Raw genomic sequence first — 24862 nt, forward strand, 5'->3', positions numbered from 1 at the left:
CTCGATTGGTGCCTTCCGAAGACGCGGCGCCGCAGCTGGACGTCGACCAGATCCTCGCCGACCCAGGCGTGCGGATCGTCGTGTGCTGCGGTGCCGGCGGAGTGGGAAAGACGACCACGGCCGCGGCGCTGGCGCTGCGGGCCGCCGAGCACCACGGCCGGCGCACTGTGGTGCTCACCATCGACCCGGCCCGCCGGCTGGCCCAGTCGCTGGGCCTGACCGAGCTGGACAACACCCCTCGCCAGGTCAAGGGCATCGACGTCGAGAGCAGCGGCGGCGAGTTGCACGCCATGATGCTGGACATGAAGCGCACCTTCGACGACGTGGTGTTGCAGCACACCGACCCGACGAAGGCCGCGGAGATCTTCGCGAACCCGTTCTACCAGGCGATGAGTTCGACCTTCGCCGGCACGCAGGAATACATGGCGATGGAGAAGCTGGGTCAGTTGCACGCCCGGGGCGAGTGGGACCTGATCGTGGTGGACACCCCACCGTCCCGCTCGGCACTGGACTTCCTGGATGCGCCGGCTCGACTCTCCCGTTTCCTCGACGGCCGGATGCTGCGACTGCTGCTGGCTCCGGCGCGCAGTGGTGGACGGAGCATGTTCAGCCTGGTCACGGCTTCGTTCGGGATGTTCTCGAAGGTCGTCCAGAAGGTGCTCGGCGCGCAGCTGCTCACCGACCTGTCCGGCTTCGTGGCGGCACTGGATTCGATGTTCGGCGGATTCCGGCAGCGCGCCGAGCAGACGTACCGCATCCTGCAGGCGCGGGAGACGGCCTTTCTGCTGGTCGCGACCCCGGAGCCGGACGCGGTCCGGGAGGCCGCCTACTTCGCGGGCCGGCTACGCGACGAGCGGATGCCGCTGGCTGGTCTGGTGCTCAACCGGGTGCACAGCCCGGCGGTCCCGGAGCTGGACGCCGAGCGGAGCCAGGTCGCCGCCGAGCGGCTGACCCAGCTGGGTGGGCATGAGGCCACCGCCGACGTGTTGCGGGCGCACGCGGCGTTGGCTCGCCAGGCGGTACGCGAGCAGCAGGTCGCCGCGCGCTTCACGGAAGCCTTTCCGGCCGTGCCGGCGGTCTCGGTCACGGCGCAGCCCGCCGACGTGCACGACGTCGACGGGCTACGGACGATCGGCGCGGCGATCAGCCGGTCGTGACCGGCGTCAGTTGGCCGCGCTGACGAGAATCTTGTCCTTGCCGGTCTTGTCCTTGCTGTTCTTCTTCATCGCGGCCTCGAACATCTTGCGCCAGCTCGTCACCTGGGGGTGACGACGCAGCAGCGCCCGCCGTTCGCGTTCGGTCATGCCGCCCCACACACCGAACTCGATCCGGTTGTCCAGCGCGTCGGCCAGGCACTCGTACCGAACAGGGCAGCTCCGGCAGATCCGCTTCGCCACGTTCTGTTCGGCGCCCTGTACGAACAACGCGTCCGGGTCCCCGTTCTGACATGCCGCCAGTGACGGCCAGTCAGTGATCATGCCCATGTGTACACGTCCCCCCTTGCAGTACCTACCGACCTCGTCGATGCACGTCAGCCGGCAATTCCCCCCGATCGCCCGGCCTGCCTTCCCCAAGGCGGCGCGGACGACATCTGGCGCTGTCGCCGCCCCCATCATGCTCTGTAGTCGACTGATTACGCAACGTTGTCGGCGAAATCCATCATTTCGGACAGTCCCGGCTTCCCGGGCCTTCGACCGCCGGTTACCCCGCCGAGGTCAGCGATAACGCTGCGCCGCCTCACTGGATCGGAGGAGACTCACGCCAGGTCACACGCAACCAAGTAACGGGGGTCGTGCGTTTAGCACAACGAGGGCAGCGCGCGCAGGAAATGGGGAAAGAACGCCCCAGCGCCCCTCGTTCCCTACTCGCGTACCCTGTCGAGGTGACCTGGATGCGGAAACGTGACCACAATGTGCTGACCAACGCCGCATCGCTACTCGTGTGTGGCCTGCTGGCCGGCGTGGTGGTCGCTGCGGCGGCCTTCCCCGCGGTAGCGATGTCCGGCCTGGCCGCGAAGGCCGGAGCCGAGACGTTCGGTGCCCTGCCCACGGAGCTGACGGTGGCCCGCGCGCCACAGATCAGCTACCTGCTGGCATCGGACGGCAAGACACCGCTCGCGACGATGTACGACGAGAACCGGCGAGACGTCAAGCTCGCCGACATCTCGCCGTTCATGCAGAAGGCCATCATCGCGGCCGAGGACCATGACTTCTACAAGCACAACGGCGTCGACATCAACGGTGTCGCCCGTGCGTTCGTCAACAACCAGAGCGAAGGCTCCGGCCGGCAGGGCGCCTCGACGCTGACCATGCAGTACGTCCGGCTGGCCATCGCCTACTCGGCCACCCACCCGGCGGACGTCGTCGCGGCGACCGAGGACACCAGCGCCCGCAAGCTGCGCGAGATGCGGTTGGCCCTCCAGGTCGACAAGGAATTCTCCAAGGACGAGATCCTCACCCGCTATCTCAACCTCGCCTCGTTCGGCAACGGCGCGTACGGCATCTACGCCGCGAGCCAGGTCTACTTCGGTAAGCCGCCGAGCAAGCTGAAGATCGAGGAAGCGGCGTTGCTGGCCGGCATGGTCAAGGCACCCACGACGAACGACCCGACCACCGAACTCGGCTTCCCGCTCGCGCTGGACCGTCGCAACTACGTCATCCAGAACATGGTCGACATCAAGGCCATCACCCAGCAGGAGGCGGACGCCGCCAAGGCGACCAAGCTGGTGGTGAAGGACAAGCGCACCCCGAACGGCTGCGTCGCCGCCAACGTCAACGAGTGGGGCTTCTTCTGCGACTACTTCTACCGCTGGTGGATGGATCAGGAGACGTTCGGCTCGACCAGGTACGACCGGGAGCGCCGGCTCAAGAGCGGTGGCTACACCGTCGTGACCTCGATCGACGTCAAGGCGCAGCGCGCCGCGGACAAGGCGGTCCGTAAGGCCAAGAGCATCAACAGCAAGGAAGCCGCGATGGTCGCGGTCGTCGAGCCGGGCACCGGCCGGGTACGAGCGCTCGCGGTCAACCGGCAGTTCAAGCTCGACGACCCGAAGAACCCGAAGAACAAGATCTCCAGCGATCCGGCGAAGAGCAAGAAGAAGATTCGGGGCAACTACCCGGCGACGGTCAACCCCCTGCTCACCGGTGGTGACGGCATCACCGGCTACCAGGCCGGGTCGACGTTCAAGATGTTCACCATCGTCGCGGCGCTGGAGAAGGGCATCCCGCTCAGCTACTCGATCAACGCGCCGAAGCAGTTCAAGTCGGAATACATCATCCGCCCCGGTCCGGCAGCCTGCCCGGGGACCAGTTTCTACTGCCCCACCAACTCGACCGAGAGCATGGCCGGCCCAAACAACATGTGGACCGCGTTCGGCCGGTCGGTGAACACCTACTTCGTGCCGCTGCAACAGCAGGTCGGTGCCGAGAACGTGGTCAAGGCCGCCAAGCGGTTGGGCATCAACTTCCGCTCCGAGGAAGATCTGACGCTGGAGAAGGGCGCGCACCAGTGGGGCGCGTTCACCCTGGGCGTCTCGCAGACCACCCCGCTGGACCTGGCCAACGCCTACGCCACCCTGGCCGCGGACGGCAAGTACTGCGAGCCGATCCCGGTGCAGGAGATCCGCGACCCGGAGGGCAACAAGCTGGACATCGCCAACCCGCGCTGCGAGAAGCGGTTCAGCACCGAGGTGGCCCGCGCCGCCGTGGACGCGGCCCGGTGCCCGGTCGGTGACAAGTCGTCGTCTTCCCGGTGCGCGGGGGCGACCGCCGGCAACGTGCGCGGCGACGTCGGTTACCCGGTGGCCGGCAAGTCCGGCACCACCGACTCCGAGAAGACCGCCGCGCTGGTCGCGATGACCAAGCAGTACTCCGTCGCCGGCATCATGGCCGACCCGGACTGGCCGCAGACCAACGTGAAGATGAAGCACAAGGAGCAGGACGGCATCAACCCGCCGGTCTGGGAGACGCTGCGGGACGCCATGAAGGGCAAGCCGAAGATCGACTTTGAGGCGCCGGGTCAGAAGATCTCCCTGGGTGACCAGCGCAGCATCCCCGACGTGAAGTGTGTCTCGGTGGACACCGCGAAGTCCCGGCTCAAGGGGGCCGGCTTCGAGCCGGTGGTCTCCAGCACGAAGGTGCCGTCCTCCTGCAAGGCGGGCGACGCGGCCGGCACCAGCCCGGACGGACGCACGATCAAGGGTGGCGTGGTCACCATCGAGGTCAGCAGCGGTGGCGGTACCGCCCCGCCGCCGGGCAATCCCCCCGGTGGGCAGCCCGATGGTCGACCCGGTGGTCGACCGGGCGGCTGAGCCGAACCAGTAGGACACGACGGGCGGGCACCCTCTACGGGTGCCCGCCCGCTTGGCCAAACGAGTACGGTCATCGGCATCCACCGGGACCGCGTTTCACTCGTGGCTGCTGATCCGCCGGCATTGCTGGCGATGCGGCCCACCCTCACGGTCGGCCGTCTGTACGACAGGTTTCATAGTTTCCGGTCCGAGCGGGTGGCCGTACTTGGTGCGGCTGCGGCCGCCGTCCCGGGCATCAACCGGCTCGACTCCACGCCTGCAGTATTCGTCAATGGAACTGCCCATACGGGAACCGGGGTAATCGGGGGGATCCAGCGGCGGTCCGATTTGTTGCTATCCGTGATAATTCCGACCGAAACGGCGTTGCGCGAATACGGACCGCCCGTCGACCAGCGGGCCGGCATGCTGATTGAGACTAGAGTGGGGCCGCAAACCTGGTGGTCGACCAGGTTGCACTCGCACTGAGTCCACAGACCCAAGAGCAATTTAAGGCCAGGCTCCAGCCGATCCACGTACCCTTCGCACCGGCATCAGCAACGATGACAGTTTTTTGGTTTCTGCTCCTAGCGGCAATTTACCTATTTATTGGCGCAGTGGGGATCGCGAACACGACGATGGTTGCGGTGTTGGAGCGGTCGAGTGAGATAGGCCTTCGCCGGCACTGGGTGCCCGGCGAAGGCGCGTCGCGGCCCAATTTCTGGCCGAGTCGATGACCCTCGGACTCTTAAGGTGGTTTAGTGGGAACAAGTTTAGGGGTCGCCGTGGTAATCATCGTGGCGTTCGCGAAAGAGTGGACCGCAGTACTGCAACCATGGACGGCATGGCCGGCGCAGTTTGCTAGTGGGCTAGTGGGCTTACTATCCGGGCTGTACCCCGGGATACGTGCGGCTTCGGTCGAGCCCGCCGATGCTCTTCGGCGCTAGATCCTGATACCGGAGCGGACCAGGGGAATTTCTACGAGGTGGGTAACCCTGGCCTGAGGTGCAGGAACGTAAGGACATACTCGGCGCTGACCGGCAACGGGGTTGCGGGCAGTCTCTCCTTCATGGAGGATCTCAGCCAGCGATCTTGGGTCCAAGTGAAGGGAGTCCATCAGCCGTGATATTACAAAGAGCTCTGTTGGCGGCATCAATGAGCGTCGGCGTTGCGGCAAGCGGTTTAATCGCTACCACTACGCCTGCTCAGGCGGCGATCACCCAGCACAGCAGTTGTGCCAGTAGCGATGCGTGCCTCTACTACCGGATCAACTACGGGGGCTCGATGGTCGGCATCCCAGATGTTCACCGGGTGTCAGATTACCTCGCCTCTCCTGCAGTGCTGTTCCGCAGCACGGGCGACGGCAAGGGTGCTGTTGTCGGAAATCAAACAGGCTCGTATTACAATAACCACCCCGCCTGCCAGTTAAGAGTTTACGAACACAGCAACTTCTCTGGCCGCACCAACACCTGGAATCCACTAAGCGGCAGTGGCAACACTCAGTTCGTGACCCGGAACAATAATCGCGGCCACCTCTTCTGTCCCTGATATCAGGATGCTTGAACGCCAATCCACCGCAGCCGATTCAGTTGGTCATGTGCCGCGGTGGGTTGGTGTCTCAATCCACCTGTGGAAAAAGCACGACATGAGCCGACGCCGCACCCAAATGTTCGTCGCAATCGGAGTGGCGACGGCCTTACTCATGTTGCCCGGTTGTTCCGCCTGAAGGCGGAAGAGGAGGGGAAGCAGACGAGGTTCGACCAGATGGGGTTGCGGTCGTCAACCCCGGACCCGTCGGGCACCGTCAAGGGCTTTGCTGTGTGCCGAACTGGTCTTTTGTAAGGCTTAGTTGTTGCAGTCTCTGCCCGCCAAAGTCGCCAATGTTCAGTAACGCGTTCGTAGCGCGTCACTGAATCCGAGCGTGGCATTTTTTCGCGCGCTGGTATTACGAATGCTCACCCAATTTGTCGCATTCGTGGTTAGCTGACTAGTATCGAGCTGCATTTATACCGCGAGACCGAGCTGTCGGCGTACCTCGGCGGCCACCCGGCCACCCTCGGCCTGGCCGGCCACCGCGGCCTGGGCCGCCTTCATCGCCGGGCCCATCTGCGACTTGCCGGTGAAGCCGCCCGCGGCGAGCGCCCCCGACACCAGCTCGGTCAGCTCGGCCTCGGAGAGCTGCTTGGGCAGGTAGCGGTCCAACACCTCACCCTCGGCGCTCTCCTTCGCGGCCTGCTCGGCGCGCCCGGCGTCGGCGAAGGCGGTGGCCGCCTCCCGACGCTTCTTGGCTTCCTTGGTCAGCACCGCGAGCACCTCGTCATCGGTGAGCTCGCGCTTGGCCTTGCCGGCGACCTCGGCGGTGCCGACGGCGGCCAGGGCCATCCGCAGCGTGGAGGTGGTCAGCTCGTCGCGCGCCTTGAGCGCGGTACGCATGTCGGCAGTGAGGCGGTCCTTCAGCGTGCTCATGGACGGTCAAACTACCCTGAACGCCATGCGAAAGCGCACACTATTCCGGCTCGCCGCCGGAACCGCCACGATCGGCGCGGCCACCCTCGCGTACGCGTCGCTCGTCGAGCGCAACATGTTCACCCTGCGGCGGTACGACGTGCCGGTGCTCCCGGCCGACGCGGAGCCGCTGCGCGTGCTGCACCTGTCCGACCTGCACATGATGCCCGACCAGGCACGCAAGCAGCGCTGGGTGGCGTCGCTGGCCGCCCTCGACCCCGACCTGGTGGTGGTCACCGGCGACAACATGGCCAACCCTGGCGCGGTGCCCGGGGTGCTGCGGGCCCTGCAACCACTGCTGGACTACCCGGGCGCGTTCGTGTTCGGCTCCAACGACTACACCGGGCCGGTGCTGAAGAACCCGTTCACCTACTTCCTGCCCGACCGGGAGTACACCGAGGGCGTCGAGCTGCCGTACGAGGAGTTGCGTCAGGTCTTCACCGGCGCCGGCTGGGCGGACCTCAACAACGCCCGGACCACGCTGAAGGCCGGCGGTCGACAGGTCGACCTGGCCGGCGTCGACGACCCGCACATCGACCGGGATGACTACCCCTCCGTCGCCGGCGCGGTTTCGTCCTCGGCGGACCTCTCCATCGCGGTGACGCACTCACCCGAGCCGCGGGTGCTCGACCAGATGGCGGCGGACGGCTTCGGGCTGCTGCTGGCCGGCCACACCCACGGTGGTCAGGTCTGCGTACCGGGCTACGGGGCGCTCGTGACCAACTGCGGCCTGCCCCGCTCGATGGCGCGCGGCCTGCACCGCTGGCCGGGCTCGGACTCCTGGCTGCACGTCTCCGCCGGTCTCGGCACCCACCCGACCGCCCCGATCCGCTTCGCCTGCCCCCCGGAGGCCAGCATCCTCACCCTCATCCCCCGCTGACCGCTTCGCCGCCCGCTGGCCCGGACGGCGGGGGTACCGAGTTTGACCACCGGGGCGGGTGGGCTACTATTTGTCGGCACGCCTCGGGGTGTGGCGCAGCTTGGTAGCGCGCTTCGTTCGGGACGAAGAGGTCGTCGGTTCGAATCCGGCCACCCCGACCAGAGGTAAGAACGGATCAAGGCCCCTCCACGGAGGGGCCTTGATCCGTTCCCGGGAACCAGTCCTCGGGTCAGCAGGACGGCAGCAGGCAGAGCAATCCGCCGAGCGATCAGCGTGGGCTGAAGCGAACGCTCGAAGTCGCGGTCGCCTAGCCGCAACCCGACCGAAGCCAAAACTTTCCGACGCTCTGATCACCCTCGATGCAGACCCACCCACGGCGACGGCAGCGCCAGGTGGAGCAGGGGCAGTTGATGTGACGAAGTGGATCAGGTTAAATGACGGCCCAGGGCTTCGAGGCCCTGTTGCCGCGCCCTTGCGGCCGGAGTCCTGCCGCCCTCCCCGAACGCCCGAGCCGTCGGGATGTGTTCGACGGGTTTGATCTCGAAGGCCAGACCGGCAACGGTAGGAGCCCTTAGTTGGACGAACGTAGTGACGCGGGTGACGTGACGTCCCCCACCGAGTCGACCAAGCCTTCTCCGATCGCGAGGCGACAACGCGTGGCGCTCTCGGTGGCCCTCGGGTGCGCCCTGGTGGCGACTCTAGGCGTCTCCGCCGCAGCGTGGATCAAGTCGCCGGCGCAGGTGGCGGCCGAGACACGGGCTCCCGATCCGTCTTCGTTGACGGCGACGGTGGAGCAGCGCGCTATCAGCAGTTCGGTAGTGACCCGGGGAACCACTGGTGCTGTACACCGGCTTGAGGTGATCCCGCGGGTACCGGAGGGCGCGGACGCGGCGGTCGTGTCGGGATTGAACGTTACCGCTGGCGCTGCGATAAAGCCTGGCAAGGTTCTCTTGGAGATCTCCGGGCGTCCACTCATCGCGCTGCGCGGGTCCACGCCGGCCTACCGGGACCTACGACCCGACGATGAGGGCGACGATGTGGCAGCCCTACAGAAGGCGCTTCGGGATCTCGGCCACTACTCGAATGGGGACCGATCGGGCCGCTTCGGATCCGCCACGAAGGACGCGGTGTCCCGCCTTTACAAGGCCGTCGGTTACCGGACTCCGAGCACCAGCGGTCCCCGCGGCACGGAAGAAGAAGCGGATTTGCGGGCCGCTGAGGACGCCGTCGACAACGCCCAGCGAGCAGTAGAGGAGATGCGTCGTCGTACCCGGTCGGGTTCGCCCCAGGGCGCCGAAAAGACTGACCTCGATGCTCAGCTGACTTCCCTGCAGCGATCGCTCGACCGGGCGCGAAGCGCCCGAGCCTCCCTGATAGCCCGGACGGGACCTATGGTGCCTCGGGCAGAGGTCGTGTTCGTGCCGACGTTCCCCGCTCGGGTCGCCCGGCTGCCGGTGAGCATCGGTGACGAGGTGAAGGGACCGGTCCTGGTGCTGACCGCCGGGGCGCTGAGCGTCACCGCCAAGGTTCGTCCCGCCGACGCCACATTACTAAAACCGGGCATGCCCGTCGATCTGTTGGCCGAGTCGATCGGCTCCGAACAACAGGGGCACATTCTCACCATCGGCGCCATCACCACGGCGCAGGACTCCGCGGAGAGCGCTGAGGGTGAGGGCGCGGCCCCCGCCTCCGCCCCCTTCGTGCCGGTCGTCGTACAACCGGACAAGCCCCTGTCCTCGGCATGGACCGACCAAGAGCTCCGGGTCACCATCACCGCTGCCCGCACCAGCAACGACGTCCTGGTCGTGCCGCTCTCCGCAGTATCTTCTGGCGCTGACGGTCGGACTCGGATTTCTCGGGTGGAGGCCGGTGACCATCTGAACCGCTTAGAGGTGCGGACCGGTGTCTCCGGCGACGGATACGTCGAGGTGTCACCAGTGGACGGTGAGCTGAAGCCTGGTGACCTTGTGGCGGTCGGCGAATAGTGGCTGGCCCGGTGATAAAGTTCGATTCGGTAGCCCTCACTTATCCGGGGCCGCCACCCGTGACCGCGTTACGCTCCTGCGACCTCGTCCTACGCCGCGGGGAGCACATGGCCGTGGTGGGTCCGTCTGGGTCTGGTAAGTCGACGTTCCTGAACGTGGTGGGCCTGTTGGACCGACCGACGGCTGGCAGATACGAATTCGAGGGCGACGACGTTGGCCGACTGCGGGAGCACGAGCGCACGGCCCTGCGGGGACGCCGTATCGGGTTTGTCTTTCAGTCTTTTAACCTGCTGCCGTACCGCACGGCCGCGGAAAATGTTGCGGTCGCCCAGCTGTACCTCGGAGTGCCTCGTGCGAGACGGCGAGCGGTTGCCCTAGAGGCTTTGGACCGGGTCGGTCTCGCCCACCGCCGCGAAGCCATGCCGTGGACCATGTCGGGGGGTGAGCGGCAACGGGTCGCCATCGCACGAGCGCTGGTCAACGAGCCAACGCTCCTGCTCTGCGACGAGCCAACCGGAAACCTCGACTCTCAGACGGCGGAGCGGGTCCTGTCGATTATCAAACGACTTCATTCGGATGGTCTCACCGTCATCACCATTACTCACGACAACAGCGTCGCCGACCGGGCACAGCGGGTCATCGCCATCAGGGACGGTGTTCTCCATTCTGATGCCGGCCGGGGCGCGAGCTCCGCGCCCCATGGCTAGCCGACGTGGGGGTAGCGTCCAGATACCGCCCTCCACCTTCCATGCTCGCGACCTCTTCACCGAGGCGCTGGCCGGCGTGTTGCAGCGCCCCGGGCGTTCGGTCCTCACGATCCTGGGCACCGTCCTCGGCATCGCGGCCTTTGTGGCGATTCTCGGACTGACCGCCACTGCGGGAGGGCAGATCGGCAAGAGATTCACCGTTCTTGGTGCCACCGAAGTCACCGTTGAGGACGTCGGATCGGGAAACCCGGATGACGTGCGAATGTCCTTCCCGCCGGACGCAGCGGATCGAGTCACTCGTCTCAACGGTGTGGTCAACGGCGGGCTCTGGTGGCCGGTATCCCTACCGGGCGCGAGGATCGGCAACAGTCCGATGTTGGGCTCGGCAGCTAACGGAGCTGGCGTTTCCGTTGTGGCGGCCGACCCGACTGCCCTGCTGGCGATGCGCCCCACCCTCACGGCGGGCCGCTTGTACGACCGGTTCCACAATTCCCGGGCCGAGCGGGTGGCCGTGGTCGGTGCGGCGGCGGCCGCCGTACTCGGTATCACCCGGCTCGACTCCGCACCCGCCGTCTTCGTCGACGGAACTGCCTACACCATCGTTGGAGTGATCGGCGGCCTCCAGCGGCGATCGGATCTCCTGCTGTCCGTGATCATCCCGACGGAGACCGCGTTACGCGAATACGGACCGCCCATCGAGCAGCGGGCAGGCATGCTGATCGAGACCCGGGTGGGCGCGGCAGACCTGGTGGCCGATCAGGTCGCACTCGCGCTTAGTCCACAGGCCCCGCAACTGTTCAAGGTCACAGCCCCGGCCGATCCGCGCACCCTCCGCGCCGGCGTCGACAACGATCTGGGTTCCTTGTTCCTACTCCTGGCGGTGATCTCATTGGTGATCGGCGCGGTCGGCATCGCGAACACGACGATGGTGGCGGTGCTGGAGCGCTCTGGCGAGATCGGACTCCGCCGAGCGCTTGGGGCGCGACGGCGGCATGTCGCTGCCCAGTTCCTCACCGAGTCGACGGCCCTCGGGCTCCTGGGCGGTCTGGTGGGGGCGAGCGTGGGGGTCAGCGTCGTCATCCTCGTGGCGGTCGCCAAGGACTGGACCGCGGTGCTGCAACCGTGGACAGTGTGGCCGGCACCATTCGTGGGCGGGCTGGTAGGCCTGGCCTCCGGGCTGTACCCCGCCGTACGGGCGGCGTCGATCGAGCCCGCCGACGCGCTCCGCCGTTGACAACTCCCACACCAGGCCGCCGGTCGACTGAATGAGTATTGACGAAAGCTTCGACTCTTTGACGTGGGAGAACGTCGTTGTGGAGTCGCCGGCTTGGCCAGACGGGGTTGCGCTGACCCTGCGTCTCCTGCACACTTCCAGCCAGTGATCTATGCTCGTCATGACTGAGGGGAGTCATTAGACATGAGATTCCGAAGGGCCCTGCTGGCTTCAGCAATGGCGATCGGCGTTGCGGCAGCGGGATTGGCCGTAACCGCTGGTCCGGCGCAAGCAGTGACTCAGCACGCCTACTGCGGCGATGGAGATGCGTGCCTTTACTACCGCATCAATTACGGCGGCTCCATGGTCGGAGTCCCCGACGACGTGGCGGATTACCTGGCCTCTCCGGCGGTACTATTCCGGACGACGGGCGACGGCAAGGGCGCAGTGGTCGGAAATCAAACTGGCTCGTACTATAACAATCACGGCGGTTGCCCGCTGCGGACTTACGAGCACAAGAACTACACCGGTCGCACCAGCACCTGGCTCCCCCTCAACGGCAGCGACAATACTCAGTTCGTGACCCGGAACAATAATCGCGGTCAACTCTTCTGCCCGTAGGTCCGCAGGCAGCCTGAGAACCGGTGCGCCGCGGCTGATCGGACTGTGATCCGCCGCGGCGCGTCCGCACTTGCATTCGGGGGAAAAACAAATGAGACGGTGGTCTACCCGCCTGCCCGCCGCCATCTGCGCAGCATCCTTACTGCTGGCCGCTTCCGGCTGCACAAACGCAGAGGGCGCGGACGAAGCATCACAGGGCGGCATCGCGGTGGTCACTCCCGCGCCCGTCGAGACGATTCCTGAGATTCTTTCAACCCGCAACCTGGCTCTGCCCATCGAGGCGTACATGCTGTCCGACAAGCAGAGTGACCTGATTCTCCGGGCGCGGCAGACGTTGATCCAGCGCTGCATGCAAGGGTTCGGGTTCGTATACTCTGCTCCGGTCATTCCAGCGCCCCGGCCGACTTCCCTAACTGAGCGCCGATATGGGATCGCTGACTCGGCAATCGCGGCTGAATGGGGTTACCACAGCCCAGATTTGGCACCAGCCAAAAGGCGTCAAGAATCGGCCAATATCAGCACCCAAACGCCTGCCGAGCTATTGGTTCTCACCGGCTGGCCGGGGGGCAAGGTCCTACCGGGTGCGACCCCTCCTGCAGTTGACGACGTGGCAGGTAAGAAAGTCCCAAACGGCGGCTGCCATGGTGAGGCGATCCGACAGATAACCGATGACGACGACGAGAACTATGGGGATAACCCTCTCGTGCAAGCTATCAACCGTAGCGCCCAGTCGGATTCCGACAAAAGAGTCCGGGACGCTATCGGTAAATGGTCGGAGTGCATGAAGAAGGCAGGGTATAACTACCCGGGACCGCTGGAGGCGGTGGACGCTTTCAGCGGCCCGACGCCAAGCGGGGCTGAGCGCCAGACCGCGATGGCCGACGTTAAGTGCAAATCCGAGACCAATCTCATTGGCATCTGGTTCACGGTGGAATCCGCCTATCAGAGCGCCGCGATCCAGCAGAACTTGGAGGCGCTGGTGTCGGCGAAGACTCGCCTAGAAAGCATGCTCCGCAAGGCGGCGTCTGTCGCAGGTGGCACTGTGCCGGCGAGCTGACTACGGGCCGACGCTGGACGCGTCCGAGGCGCTGCCCGAAGGTCGGCGGCCAAACCTGATCCGGATCGAATCAGCACCGCCCGACCGGAGGTCAGTCCTGCCCTTCGGTGCGCTCGATCTCCTCGAACGCGGCGGTCAGGTAGCCGTCGAGCGGCCGGCCGGCGGCCGACACCAGATCGGCGACGAGCAGCGGTGCGTGTCGGGCAACCGCAGCCGGCCCGGGCGGGTCGTCATCGTCGCCCGGGCCGTAGACGCCGAGCGCGCCGGCGAGGAGTACCAACATCACGTGCGGGTCGACCTCCGGTCGCCAGGCGGCGGCCCAGCGCACGCAGCGTTCCAACACCTGACGAACGTCGTCACCGTCCAGCCCGTCCGGATGGGTCTCCTCCAGCAGCAACCGGACCACGACGCCGAGCACCAGGCCGGAGCGGTCGGCGCCGGTGAGCCGGTCGACCGCCACCTCGTACGCCGTGGGGTCGCGCTCCTGGGCGGCGGCGACGGCCTTGCCAGCCGCATTGGCGATCTCACGGGCCGATGCGGGCAGGCGCCGCCAGGTCACGCTCACCGGGCCAGCATGGCAGAGCACACCGACAGCCGCAGCACGCCCCGGCGTCGGCAGCGGTGCCGACTGCCTCGGCTCGATCACCGCGGCCGTTAAGGGTTCGCACTCCGTCACACCCACCGAGCAGAATGCCGGTCATGTTGCGTCGTGCCCTGCCCCGCCGTTCGGAAGCTCGCCGGATCCTCCTCGGCACACTGCTGTCGGCGATCGGGCGGGGCCTGACCCTGCCGTTCCTTTTCATCTACCTGACCGACGTACGGGGGCTCACCGACACCCGCGCCGGGCTCGTCATCGGCTGGTACGGCGTGGTGACCCTGGCCCTGTCGCCGCTGGGCGGGACGCTGATCGACCGGGTCGGCGCCCGCTGGGTGGTGGTGCCCTGCCTGTTGATCGAGGCGATCGGCACCGGCTCGTTGGCGCTGGTCCACTCGACCGGCTCGGCCCTGCTGGTGATGACGGTGATCGCCATCGGCAGCTCGGCCATCTGGTCCGGGCAGAACACCATCCTCGCATCGCTGACCGACGACGATGAACGGCAACGAGTCTTCGGGTTGAACTTCGCCCTGCTCAACCTCGGTATCGGCATCGGTGGCATGACCTCCGGCGCGATCGTCGACACCGCCCGGCCCGGCACCTTCCAGGCGATCTACCTGCTGGACGCGGTGACCTACCTGATGCCGGCGCTGATCCTGCTCACCCTGCCCGGGGTGGGCCACCGACTCGGCAAGCGTCGAGGCGTCGACGAACCGTCGCCCGGCGGCTACCTGACGGTGCTCCGCGACCGCCCGTTCCGACGGCTGGTGATCTTCGGGCTGATCCTCACCACCTGCGGCTACGCGCAGGTGGAGGTGGGCTTCGCCGCGTACGCGGTGCGAGTGGCGGAGGTGAACCCCCGGGTCGTGGCCTGGGCGCTCGCGGCCAACACGGTGATGATCGTGCTCGCGCAACTGCTGGTCATTCGTCGGATCGAGGGGCGCAGCCGCACCCGGGCGTTGGCTGTGGTGGGTGCGGTGTTCGCCGCCGCCTGGTTGGTCCTCGGCGTGGCCGGCCTGGTCAGTGCCGAGAACGCCGTGCTGGCCGCCGTGTGCGTGGTGCTCTGCTCGGCGATCTTCGGCTTCGGCGAGACGATGCTGTCCCCGGTGATGCCCGCACTGACCAACGCGCTGGCCACCGACGAGCTGCGTGGCCGGTACAACGCGATGAGTTCAATGATCTTCGGAATCAGCGGTGTGATCGGCCCAGTGACCGCCGGCCCACTCATCGGCGCCGCCAACGGCATGGTCTGGGTGGCGACGGTGGTCGGCGGCTGCCTGGTCGCCTCGCTGGTCGCGCTCTCCCTGCGCCGCCTGCTCACCAGGGAGCAGGACGGTCTCGCGAGGACCACCCCGACATCCCCCACCCCCACCCCCACGCCCGCCTCCGCCTGACCCCCCTCTGCCCCGCCCCGCCCTCACCAAGCACGCCGCTCCGCCCCGCCGGGCACCGCACCTTGCACCAAGATCCGCACAACTTCCCCGAAGTTGGTGCCTCGGGCGCGCGGGAGACAGCAACATCGGAGAACTTGCGCGGATCTACTTGATTGAATCCGCTAATGATCTTGTCGCGGACCAAGACCGCACTCGATCCTGGATGTAGTGGTATCCCGCCGGACCGATGCCACTACATCCACGTTCGAGGGCGATCTTGCCCAAAGGGGCGTGCCCGGGCAACGCGACGCGGGTGGGCGGCGCGACGGGAGCAGCGCGACGCGGGCAGCGCGACGCGAGCAGCGCGACGCGAGCAGCGCGACGCGAGCAAGCACAAGCGTGGGCAGGCACGATCAAGGGCAAGCACAAGCACGGCCGGCGAGGGCTGGGACGGGTCGGGCCCCGGAGCATCAGCTCCGGGGCCCGATGTCGCGGAAGTCGGCCGTCAGGCGGCGGGGACCTCGGCGGTGGTGCGGATCCGGTCCAGCGTCGGTGCGGAGACCGGCGACTGGGCGGTCAGGTAGTCGACGAAGGCGTCCAGGTCGATCTGACCGGTGACCAGGTTCGTGCCGCCGGTGAGGGCGCTGAAGCCGTCGCCTCCGCCGGCCAGGAAGTTGTTCACCGTCACCCGGTAGGTGGCGGCGGTATCGACGGTGGTGCCGCCGAGGGTGAGGCTGCCCCGGACCACGCGGGTGCCGGCGCACGGGTCGGCGACCGTACCGGTGGTGCCGTTCGGGTCGACCACGTAGCCCACGGTGGCCGACGGGTACAGGGTCCGACCGACGACGAACTGCTGCTCCAGTACGCAGTAGAGCTGCGCGCCGGTGAGGTCCAGTGTCACCAGGTTGTTGGCGAACGGCTGCACCGTGAACGCCTCCTCGTAGGTGACCGGGCCGGCGTCGAGGTCGGCTCGGACCCCGCCCGGGTTCATGAAGGCGGCGACGGCGTTCTGTTCGTCGTCGGTGGCGGCGAGCTGCGCGTCGGCGATCAGGTTGCCCAGTGGCGATTCGCCCAGACTCGTACCGAAGAGGGTTTCCTGGCTGCGGGTGATCGCCGCGTTGGTCACGCCGACCTGGCGTCCGGCGACCGGGCCGAGCACCGTCTTGTAGCGGTTGATCAGCGCGGTCTGCCTCGGGTCCTTGGCGACGTCGCGGGTGACCACGACGTTGTTCGCGGCGGCGGAGATCACGTCCCCGCTCCGGCGGTCGATCTTCAGGTCGATGTCGGTGACCAGGCGACCGAACGAGCTGGCGCTGGTGACGAGCTTGCCGTTGATGTCGCAGTTGTACGCCTGGTGGGTGTGCCCGCTGACCACCACGTCGATCGACGGGTCCATCCGGTTGGTGATGTCCACGATGGGGCCGGTCATGCCGACGCAGTCGTTGATCCCGCCGGTCGCGGCCTGGGTGCCACCCTCGTGCAGCAGGACCACGATCGCCTGTACGCCCTTGCGGCGCAGCTCGCGCGCGTACCGGTTGGCGGTGTCCGCCTCGTCGGCGAAGCTGAGGCCGGCGACGCCCTGCTGGCTGACGATCTGCGGGGTGCCTTCCAGGGTCATGCCGATGAAGCCGACCTTGACGCCCTGCACCTTGTGGATCGCGTACGGGGCCATCAGCGGCTTGCCGGTGGCGGTCTTGAAGGCGTTCGCGGACAGGTACTGGAAGCCGGCTCCCCGGTAGGGGGTGCCGTCGATGCAGCCGTCCACCGGGTGGCAGCCGCCGTTCTGGATCCGCAGGAGCTCGGCGGCGCCCTCGTCGAACTCGTGGTTGCCGACGCTGGCGTAGTCCAGCCCGGCCATGCTCAGCGCCTCGATGGTCGGCTCGTCGTGGAACGCGGCCGAGAGCAGCGGGGACGCACCGATCAGGTCGCCGGCGGCGACGGTGATGGTGTTCTTCTTCTTGGCTGCGGCGCGCAGCTCGGCAAGGTGGGTGGCCAGGAACTCGACACCACCAGCGGTCTGTCCGGCGATGGTGCCGCTGGACCCGCTCGGCGGTTCGAGGTTGCCGTGGAAGTCGTTGAGGGCCAGCAGGGTGACGTCGACCGGCTTCGGCCGCGCGTCGGCTTGCTCAGGGCTGGTGGCGACCGCGCCGAAAGCGGCCACCGCGAGCGCGGTCAGGCCGACAGCGGCCCGACGCATCCCGGGTATGAACATGGATCTCCTCGTGAGAATCGGCGCGTACGGTGCCTGGCCTCTGGGTCGACCGGGGCCGCCGACGGACGCCGTCGAAAGGGTCGCGGATGGCGGTGGTTGAGCGTGGCCCCCGCCCCGACAGCCTCTCATCCGGACGCCCGGTGGTCGACCCGGGCAGCGCATCGGAGCAGCGCGTACGCCGAGTCCGTTATCGATCATCGTTTAACGCGGTCTGCCGGACAACGTCGGAGCCAGGGTCTAGAAAGGACGGGGCAGCCTACGAGGAATGGGGGACGGCATCGTGAGCGGAACGACACCCATGGCGGAGCAGGTGCGATCGGTCGACGGCACGCCCATCGCGTTCGAGCGGTGCGGTGCCGGGCCGGCGGTCGTCCTCGTCGGAGGCGCATTCAGCGATCGCGGCGCGACCCGCGACCTGGGTGCCGCGCTGGCGCCGGATTTCACCGTCTTCAGCTATGACCGTCGCGGTCGGGGCTACAGCGGTGACACAGCGCCCTACGAGGTCGGCCGCGAGATCGACGACCTGGCCGCCCTGATCGCGGCGGCGGGTGGTTCCGCCGCCGTCTACGGCATCTCCTCCGGGGCCGTCCTGGCCGCCCTCGCCACCGCACAGGGCCTACCGGTGACCGGGTTGGTCATGTTCGAGCCACCGTTCCGGGTCGGTCCGCACGTGGGCGTCGGCAAGGACGTCACACCGCAGCTCATCGAGCTGATCGCCGCCGACGACCGGGACGGCGCGGTGGAGACCTTCCTCAGCGTCTCGGTGGGGCTGCCGGCGGAGCAGATCAGCGGGATGCGCTCGCAACCGATGTGGGGTGGGCTGACGGCGGTGGCGCACACCCTGGTGTACGACGGGATCGTCACCGCCGGCGGGCGATTCCCCGCCGACCGGCTGGGGAGCATCACCGCGCCGACCCTCGTGGTGGACAGCACCGGCAGTCCACAGTGGTTGCGGGACGCCAGTCGGGCGGCGGCCGAGGCGGTGCCGGGCGGCCGGTCCGTGAGCCTCGACGGCGGCTACCACGACGTGCCCCCGGCGACGCTGGCCCCCGCGCTGCGCGAGTTCCTGCTCGGTTGACCGCGCCAGCGGTCGGAGGCGCGAGCCGGCGGGTCAGCCGTCGGCCAGCGCCTCGTCGACCAGGGCGGTGACGGCGTCCGCTGGCCAGGCGCCCGCCACACCCGGCCGGGCGGCCAGGTAGGTGGCGATCCGCTCGGCGGGCCAGCCGTGCGACTCGCGCAGCCCTCGGCTGATCATGGCGAGGTAGATCGGCGCGGGAGGGCGGCACGGCACGGCCGACGCCCCCTCGGGGGCGGTGAAGGTGAGCATCGGAACACCGCCACGGCTGCCGGGGCAGATCAGCGTCTCGTACCGACCCGGGCCGAGCGTGGCCCGTCCGTTGGCGACGGCGGCGTCGATGGCCGCGCCGGTCGCCGGGATCAGCTCGGTCGTGTCGCCCGGCGGGCGGTACATCTCCTGGGCCGCGATGTCGGTGAACTGCTCCAGGGTCACCAGGTAGGCGCGGGCCGCGGCCTCGCCCGGCAGGTGCGGGTCGTAGAAGGCCATGCCACCGGTCCAGGCACCGGACTCGCCGGCGAAGTAGATGCCGCCGGGCAGCGACACGGGCGTCGACCGGCTGGGTGGACGCCGGTCACGGCAGCCCGGGTACGTCCGCTTTCCGCCGGGTGGGCAGCCGCCACCGATGTACCAGGCCAGCCGGGCGGCGTGCATGTTCGAGCCGTACGAGACGTACCAGACCAGCACGACGCAGCCCTTCAGAAGCCGCAGGTCTGCCCGGTGGAGTGGCTGACCTGCACCGTGTGGGTCACGCAGCCGCCAGCCTCGACCGAGTGCAGCAGGAAGGCGGTGGGCTCGTGGACCCAACCGATCTGCTCGTCGGCGCTCATGGTGAGCGTGCTCTGCTTCCAGGTGCTGGGGGCCACGGTGAGGAGCGTGCCCGCGTACGCCGTGGTGACCGGGCGGTGCAGGTGGCCGGCGGCGACCCGGACGACGTGCCGGTGCCGGCCGACGACCGCGGCGAGGGCGTCACCGTCGGCGAGCCGGATGGCGTCCGCCGCCGGGATGCCGACCGCGACCGGTGGGTGGTGCAGGAAGAGCACGGCGGGCACCTCGGGCCGCCCGGCCAGCACCCCGTCGAGCCAGCTGAGCTGCTCCTCGCCGAGTTGGCCGCCGTCACTGCCGGGAACGAGCGAGTCGAGCACCACGAGGGACACCGCTTCGTGGTCGACGTGGTAGTAGGCCGAGTAACCGCCGCCGAGCCACGGCGTGCCCCCGAACGCGTCGAGCAGCGACTCCCGGTCGTCATGGTTACCGGTAGCCAGGTGCACCGGCAGCGGGAATGCGCCGATCACCTCGCGCAGCGCCGCGTACTCCTCGGGTTTGCCGTGGTCGGCCAGGTCTCCGGTGATCACCACGCACTCCGGTCGGGGCCGCAACGCCAGCACCCGGCCGAGCGCCCGGTGCAACCCGGCGGCGGGTTCCGCGGCGAGCAGGCCGGTGGTCAGGTGCGGGTCACTGAGCTGGGCGATGAGCACGGGCTCGCCTCCTCGGCGCCGGGGTGCTTCAGGCTATCGCCGGGCGCGGCCTCCCGGGGGGCAGGCGTCCACAGGCCGCGTCCACAGCCTGTGGATAGCACATGTGTACGAAGGTCGCTGTCCCGCCACCGTGAGTACGCTTGATCGAGCGGTTCGGCGTCAGCCGGACCCCTCCCCTACCTGGAACGACGTGCGAGTGGATCATCAGCGAGTCATCCGTGACGTCACCGTCCGCCTCCCGATGGCGTCGAGCGCGCCGGAGGCGTGTCGGTGGACGGTCACCGCGCTGTCCCGCCACACCCCGGCGACAATCTCCGTACTCCTGGCGGCCCACGACCGTCTGCGCTGCGTCGCGGCGACCGGGGCCTGGCAGGTCTTCGCCACCGTTCCGGCGCGGACCGGCATCGTCGGCCGGGTGTACGCGACCGGCACCCCCGCCGTCGTCCCGGACGTCACAGTCGACCCGGACTACCTGCCGGTCCGCCCGGATGTGACCGCTGAGCTGTGCGTACCGGTGCTGGACCCGACGGGCCGGGCGATCGGCGTACTCGACCTGCAGTGGAGCGAGCCGACCGACCTGGAGCCGTGGCGGGAGACCGCGCAACGGCTGGCCGACGGGCTCGGCGCGCGGATCGCCGCCCTCGGTGGCCCGCCGGTGGAGAGCCGCAGCGAGAAGCTGCTCCGGCACGCGTCCGCCCTCTCCTCCGCGCCGACCGAGGCAGAGGTGATGGGGGCTGCGGCCCGCGCCGCCCGCGAGGTCTCCACGCTCTCCACCGCACTGCTGTTGATCGGCGGCCAGCTCGGCCCGTCCCCGGCGACGCCGAGCGACCTGGAGACCCGGATCCGCGCCGAGTTCGCCACGGCGGGTCCGGCCGCCCTGGACCGGATGGTCGAGCGGGCACACCGGTACGGCGCCGGGTACACGCTGGGCGAGGCCGGGCATCCCCCGACCGAGGACTACCGCCCGCTGACCCGGGCAGGGGTACGCACACTGGTCGCCGTGCCGGTCGGGTCCACGGACGCCGGTGGGGTGCTGCTGGTCGCCGACGAACGCGCGTTGCGCCCGGACCCGACCACGGTCAGCCTGATGGAGTTACTGGCCGGGCAGGCCTGGACGAGCGTGGACCGGCTGCGCACGCTGTCCCGGTTGCGGGAGCAGGCCAGCTCCGACCCGCTGACCGGGTTGCGGCACACCGGCCCGTTCGGGCAGCGGATCGCGGCGGCCACCCCCGGGCGTACGGCCCTGCTGGCAATCGATGTGGACGGCTTCAAGACCGTGAACGACACGTACGGCCACCAGGCCGGCGACCAGGTGCTGGTCGGATTGGCTCGCGCGCTGGAGGGGGCGCTGCGGCACGGTGACGAGTTGTACCGGATCGGCGGCGACGAGTTCGTCGCCGTGATCGAGGTGAGCCGCCCGGAGGAGGCGGTCCGGATCGCCGAACGGCTCACCGAGGCGGCCCGCCGCATCGGCCGCACGATCAGCGTGGGCGTCGCACTACCCCGTCCCGGCGAAACCCCCGACCGCACCTTGAAGCGAGCCGACCAGGCCCTCTACGCGGTGAAACGCCAAGGCCGAGACGGCGTCCTCCTCTCCGCCGCCTAACCCCCACCCGCCACCCGAACACCCACGCGCCACGCGCCACGCGCCACGCGCCACGCGCCACGCGCCACGCGCCACGCGCCACGCGCCACGCGCCACGCGCCACGCGATCTTGCGCCCACGCACCACGACCACACACCACGCGTGCCACGCGCCAGGCCCCACGCGCCACGCATCAGGCGCCACACGCAGCGCGCCAGCGGCCCACATCCCGGCGATCTTGCACTTTCGGTTGTCGTTTTGCCGCTCTAATCCTTTATGTCGCAACAGAAAATGCAAGATCGCCGCAGCGGAGAGCCCTTGAGCCCAGAGATTCGCGTCGATCATGCGGTTGGGGTGGACGCTTTAGCCCCGGAAGGGGTGAACGCCCCCACCACAAGTCCATGATCGACGGGATCAGAGGCAGGACCGCGGCAGGGGCACGGCAGGGCAGGACGACGCCAGGGGCAGGGTAGGGAGCCCCGGGCAGGGCAGGGAGACCGAGGCAGGGCAGGGAGACCGAGGCAGGGCAGGGTAGGGAAACCGAGGGCCAGGGCAGGGAAACCGAGGGCCAGGGCAGGGAAACCGAGGGCCAGGGCAGGGAAACCGAGGGCCAGGGCAGGGAAACCGGCAGGAAGCCAGGGGCCAGGGCAGACCCCGGCAAGGGCAAGGGCAGGGGCAGCGAGCCAGGGCCGGGGCGGGACCGCGGCAGGGGGCAGACCGCAGCGGCAGGGAGATCAGGGGCGGCGCAGGAGGCCAGCGGAGAACGGGTTAGGGGGTGCGGAGTTCTTTGGCCAGGAGTTCGGCGATCTGGGCCGTGTTGAGGGCCGCGCCCTTGCGGAGGTTGTCGCCGGTGACGAAGAAGTCGAGGGCGCGGGGGTCGTCCAGAGCGCGGCGGATCCGGCCGACCCAGGACGGGTCGGTGCCGACGGCGTCGATCGGCATCGGGAACTCGCCGGCCGCCGGGTCGTCGACCAGGATCACCCCGGGTGCGTTGCGCAGTGCCTCGCGGGCGCCCTCGGCGTCGACCTCGGTGGCGAAGACCGCGTGCACCGCTACCGAGTGGGCGGTGACCACCGGCACCCGTACGCAGGTGGCGGAGACCTTGAGGTCGGGGAGACCGAGGATCTTCCGTGACTCGTTGCGGATCTTCATCTCTTCCGACGACCAGCCGCTGTCCGCCGGGGAGCCGGCCCACGGGACCACGTTGAGCGCCATGGGTGCCGGGAACGGGCCCAGGTCGTCGCCGACCGCCTGGCGTACGTCGCCGGTGCGCGAGCCGAGCGCCCGATCGCCGGCGACCTTGCTGAGCTGGTCGTGCAGGATGTCGACGCCGGACTTGCCGGCGCCGGAAACCGCCTGGTAGGAGGCGAGCACCAGCTCGCGCAGGCCGTACTCGCGGTGCAGCGGCGCGACTGCGACGATCATCGCGAGGGTGGTGCAGTTGGCGTTGGCGATGATGCCCCGGGGCCGGTTGCGGACCTGCTCGGGGTTGATCTCCGGAACGACCAGCGGGACGTCGCGATCCATCCGGAACGCGCCGGAGTTATCGACAGCGATCGCGCCCCTGGAGACGGCGATCGGCGCCCACTCGGCGGAGACCTCGTCGGGCACGTCGAACATGGCCACCTGGACCCCGTCGAACGCCTCGGGGGTCAGCGCCTGGACGACGAGTTCCTCGCCCCGGCAGCGCACCCGGCGACCGACCGAGCGTTCGGAGGCGAGCAGTCGGATCTCGCCCCACACGTTGCGTCGCCCGGTGAGCAGCTCACACATCACCGTGCCGACGGCACCTGTCGCTCCGACCACGGCGAGGGTGGGCAGCGCCGTCATCGGCGCTACCTACCCGTCCCCGCGTAGACCACGGCTTCGGTGTCGCCGCCCAGCTCGAACGCGTCGTGGATGGCGCGGACGGCGGCGTCGAGGTCGGTGTCCCGGCAGACCACGGAGACCCGGATCTCGGAGGTGGAGATCATCTCGATGTTGACCCCGGCCGCGCCGAGGGCGGCGAAGAAGCCGGCCGCCACCCCGGGGTGCGAGCGCATGCCCGCGCCGATCAGCGAGACCTTGCCGACGTGGTCGTCGTAGAGCAGGCCCTTGAACTTGACCGGCTCCTGGATCTTGCTGAGCGCGGCCATCGCGGTGGGGCCGTCGGCCTTGGGCAGGGTGAACGAGATGTCCGTCCGGCCGGTGCCCTCGGTGGAGACGTTCTGCACGATCATGTCGAGGTTGATCTCGGCGCCGGCGACGGTGTCGAAGATCCGCGCGGCGGCGCCCGGCTCGTCGGGCACCCCGACGATGGTGATCTTGGCCTCGCTGCGGTCGTGCGCGACCCCGGTGATCAGTGCCTGCTCCACGGAAAGGTCCTCCATCGATCCGGTGACCATCGTGCCGGTGTTGGTCGAGTATGACGAACGGACGTGGATCGGCAACCCCGCCCGCCGGGCGTACTCCACGCTACGCAGGTGCAGCACCTTCGCGCCGCACGCGGCCAGCTCCAGCATCTCCTCGTAGGTGATCTGCTGGATGTGGCGGGCGTTGGGCACGATCCGCGGATCGGCGGTGAAGATGCCGTCCACGTCGGTGTAGATCTCGCAGACATCGGCGTGCAGGGCGGCGGCGAGCGCCACGGCGGTGGTGTCCGAACCACCGCGGCCCAGCGTGGTGACGTCCTTGGTGTCCTGCGAGACGCCCTGGAAGCCGGCCACGATGACCACCGAGCCCTCGTCGAGCGCTCCCTTGAGCCGCCCGGGGGTGACGTCGATGATCCGGGCGCGGCCGTGCACCGAGGTGGTGATCACGCCGGCCTGCGAACCGGTGAACGAGCGGGCTTCGTACCCCAGGTTGTGGATGGCCATGGCCAGCAGGGCCATGGAGATCCGCTCCCCGGCGGTGAGCAGCATGTCCAGCTCGCGGCCCGGCGGCAGCGGGCTGACCTGGTTGGCCAGGTCGAGCAGCTCGTCGGTGGTGTCACCCATCGCGGAGACCACCACCACCACGTCGTCGCCGGCCTTGCGGGCGGCGACGATGCGCTCGGCCACCCGCTTGATCCGCTCGGCGTTGGCGACGGAGGACCCGCCGTACTTCTGCACCACGAGTGCCACGACGGTGCACTCCCTCCCAGCGACCCTGAGCGTGCCGACGCCGCCGGAACCGGGGCCGGCGGCGCGTGTCAGACCTCATGAGGGTATCCGGCGGATAACGAAGCCGGGTCAGGTGATCCCACCATCCGGCCCGGCCGGGACCGGCCGGGGCGGTCCCACCAGGTCGGATGGGTACGCCGGGACGCCCTCC

General features: G+C 68.5%; 20 protein-coding genes and 1 tRNA gene. 13 read left to right on the forward strand and 8 right to left on the reverse strand.

All coding sequences use genetic code 11. The features are described 5' to 3' along the window. Positions 1–5: 5 nt before the first annotated feature. Positions 6–1157, forward strand: coding sequence for an ArsA-related P-loop ATPase (locus AB0877_RS26720; protein ID WP_366612288.1), 1152 nt, complete (start codon positions 6–8; stop codon positions 1155–1157). A gap of 6 nt (positions 1158–1163) precedes the next feature. On the opposite strand, the gene AB0877_RS26725 is transcribed toward AB0877_RS26720, so the two are convergent. Continuing rightward, positions 1164–1484, reverse strand: a complete 321-nt coding sequence (locus AB0877_RS26725; RefSeq protein WP_210780772.1) for a WhiB family transcriptional regulator — start codon at positions 1482–1484, stop codon at positions 1164–1166. Positions 1485–1891: 407 nt separating this feature from the next. Between AB0877_RS26725 and AB0877_RS26730 the strand changes: the two genes are divergently transcribed. Continuing rightward, on the forward strand, positions 1892–4309 hold the full coding sequence (locus AB0877_RS26730) for a transglycosylase domain-containing protein (protein WP_366612289.1): 2418 nt from the start codon (positions 1892–1894) through the stop codon (positions 4307–4309). A gap of 1131 nt (positions 4310–5440) precedes the next feature. Then, positions 5441–5833: a peptidase inhibitor family I36 protein gene (locus tag AB0877_RS26735; RefSeq protein WP_366612290.1), complete on the forward strand. Its 393-nt coding sequence runs from the start codon at positions 5441–5443 to the stop codon at positions 5831–5833. A gap of 456 nt (positions 5834–6289) precedes the next feature. Here the strand turns inward: AB0877_RS26735 and AB0877_RS26740 are convergent, their stop codons facing one another. After that, positions 6290–6751: a GatB/YqeY domain-containing protein gene (locus AB0877_RS26740; protein ID WP_366612291.1), complete on the reverse strand. Its 462-nt coding sequence runs from the start codon at positions 6749–6751 to the stop codon at positions 6290–6292. A gap of 25 nt (positions 6752–6776) precedes the next feature. Here AB0877_RS26740 and AB0877_RS26745 point away from each other — a divergent pair, with 25 nt between their 5' ends. From AB0877_RS26745 to AB0877_RS26775, 7 genes are all read left to right on the forward strand, one after another. Continuing rightward, complete coding sequence (locus AB0877_RS26745) at positions 6777–7670, forward strand: metallophosphoesterase (protein WP_366612292.1); 894 nt, start codon at positions 6777–6779, stop codon at positions 7668–7670. Between the two features lie 84 nt (positions 7671–7754). Next, a tRNA-Pro gene (locus AB0877_RS26750) sits at positions 7755–7831 on the forward strand. Between the two features lie 495 nt (positions 7832–8326). Beyond that, complete coding sequence (locus AB0877_RS26755; RefSeq protein WP_366612293.1) at positions 8327–9655, forward strand: peptidoglycan-binding protein; 1329 nt, start codon at positions 8327–8329, stop codon at positions 9653–9655. A gap of 59 nt (positions 9656–9714) precedes the next feature. After that, positions 9715–10362: an ABC transporter ATP-binding protein gene (locus AB0877_RS26760; protein ID WP_366612294.1), complete on the forward strand. Its 648-nt coding sequence runs from the start codon at positions 9715–9717 to the stop codon at positions 10360–10362. Positions 10363–10438: 76 nt separating this feature from the next. Next, positions 10439–11596, forward strand: coding sequence for an ABC transporter permease (locus AB0877_RS26765; RefSeq protein WP_366612295.1), 1158 nt, complete (start codon positions 10439–10441; stop codon positions 11594–11596). A 216-nt stretch (positions 11597–11812) separates the two neighbouring features. Continuing rightward, the gene (locus AB0877_RS26770; protein ID WP_366612296.1) at positions 11813–12196 is read left to right on the forward strand and encodes a peptidase inhibitor family I36 protein; all 384 of its coding nucleotides are present in this window, start codon (positions 11813–11815) and stop codon (positions 12194–12196) included. Positions 12197–12287: 91 nt separating this feature from the next. Beyond that, positions 12288–13253 carry a hypothetical protein gene (locus AB0877_RS26775; RefSeq protein ID WP_366612298.1) on the forward strand — a complete coding sequence of 322 codons (966 nt, stop codon included), beginning with the start codon at positions 12288–12290 and terminating at the stop codon, positions 13251–13253. A gap of 91 nt (positions 13254–13344) precedes the next feature. Here AB0877_RS26775 and AB0877_RS26780 read toward each other — a convergent pair whose 3' ends face one another. Further along, a complete protein-coding gene (locus AB0877_RS26780; protein WP_366612300.1) occupies positions 13345–13818 on the reverse strand; it encodes a hypothetical protein in 474 nt (157 codons plus the stop codon). 134 nt (positions 13819–13952) lie between these two features. Between AB0877_RS26780 and AB0877_RS26785 the strand changes: the two genes are divergently transcribed. Further along, positions 13953–15242: an MFS transporter gene (locus tag AB0877_RS26785; RefSeq protein WP_366612301.1), complete on the forward strand. Its 1290-nt coding sequence runs from the start codon at positions 13953–13955 to the stop codon at positions 15240–15242. 484 nt (positions 15243–15726) lie between these two features. On the opposite strand, the gene AB0877_RS26790 is transcribed toward AB0877_RS26785, so the two are convergent. Then, on the reverse strand, positions 15727–17433 hold the full coding sequence (locus tag AB0877_RS26790) for a bifunctional metallophosphatase/5'-nucleotidase (RefSeq protein ID WP_366612303.1): 1707 nt from the start codon (positions 17431–17433) through the stop codon (positions 15727–15729). A gap of 265 nt (positions 17434–17698) precedes the next feature. Between AB0877_RS26790 and AB0877_RS26795 the strand changes: the two genes are divergently transcribed. Beyond that, positions 17699–18511, forward strand: a complete 813-nt coding sequence (locus tag AB0877_RS26795; RefSeq protein WP_366612305.1) for an alpha/beta hydrolase — start codon at positions 17699–17701, stop codon at positions 18509–18511. A gap of 33 nt (positions 18512–18544) precedes the next feature. Here the strand turns inward: AB0877_RS26795 and AB0877_RS26800 are convergent, their stop codons facing one another. Together AB0877_RS26800 and AB0877_RS26805 are read right to left on the reverse strand one after the other, a co-directional pair. After that, the gene (locus tag AB0877_RS26800) at positions 18545–19195 is read right to left on the reverse strand and encodes a histone deacetylase (protein WP_366612306.1); all 651 of its coding nucleotides are present in this window, start codon (positions 19193–19195) and stop codon (positions 18545–18547) included. Between the two features lie 11 nt (positions 19196–19206). Continuing rightward, positions 19207–19986, reverse strand: a complete 780-nt coding sequence (locus AB0877_RS26805; RefSeq protein ID WP_366612307.1) for a phosphodiesterase — start codon at positions 19984–19986, stop codon at positions 19207–19209. 196 nt (positions 19987–20182) lie between these two features. Here AB0877_RS26805 and AB0877_RS26810 point away from each other — a divergent pair, with 196 nt between their 5' ends. Next, positions 20183–21592: a sensor domain-containing diguanylate cyclase gene (locus tag AB0877_RS26810; protein ID WP_366612309.1), complete on the forward strand. Its 1410-nt coding sequence runs from the start codon at positions 20183–20185 to the stop codon at positions 21590–21592. A 747-nt stretch (positions 21593–22339) separates the two neighbouring features. Here the strand turns inward: AB0877_RS26810 and AB0877_RS26815 are convergent. Together AB0877_RS26815 and AB0877_RS26820 are read right to left on the reverse strand one after the other, a co-directional pair. Beyond that, positions 22340–23401: an aspartate-semialdehyde dehydrogenase gene (locus AB0877_RS26815; RefSeq protein ID WP_366612310.1), complete on the reverse strand. Its 1062-nt coding sequence runs from the start codon at positions 23399–23401 to the stop codon at positions 22340–22342. 5 nt (positions 23402–23406) lie between these two features. Further along, entirely contained in the window at positions 23407–24672 is a 1266-nt protein-coding gene (locus AB0877_RS26820) for an aspartate kinase (RefSeq protein ID WP_366612311.1), read from the reverse strand. Positions 24673–24862 lie beyond the last annotated feature (190 nt).

The sequence above is a fragment of the Micromonospora sp. NPDC047644 genome, from assembly GCF_040704315.1.
GTDB lineage: Bacteria > Actinomycetota > Actinomycetes > Mycobacteriales > Micromonosporaceae > Micromonospora.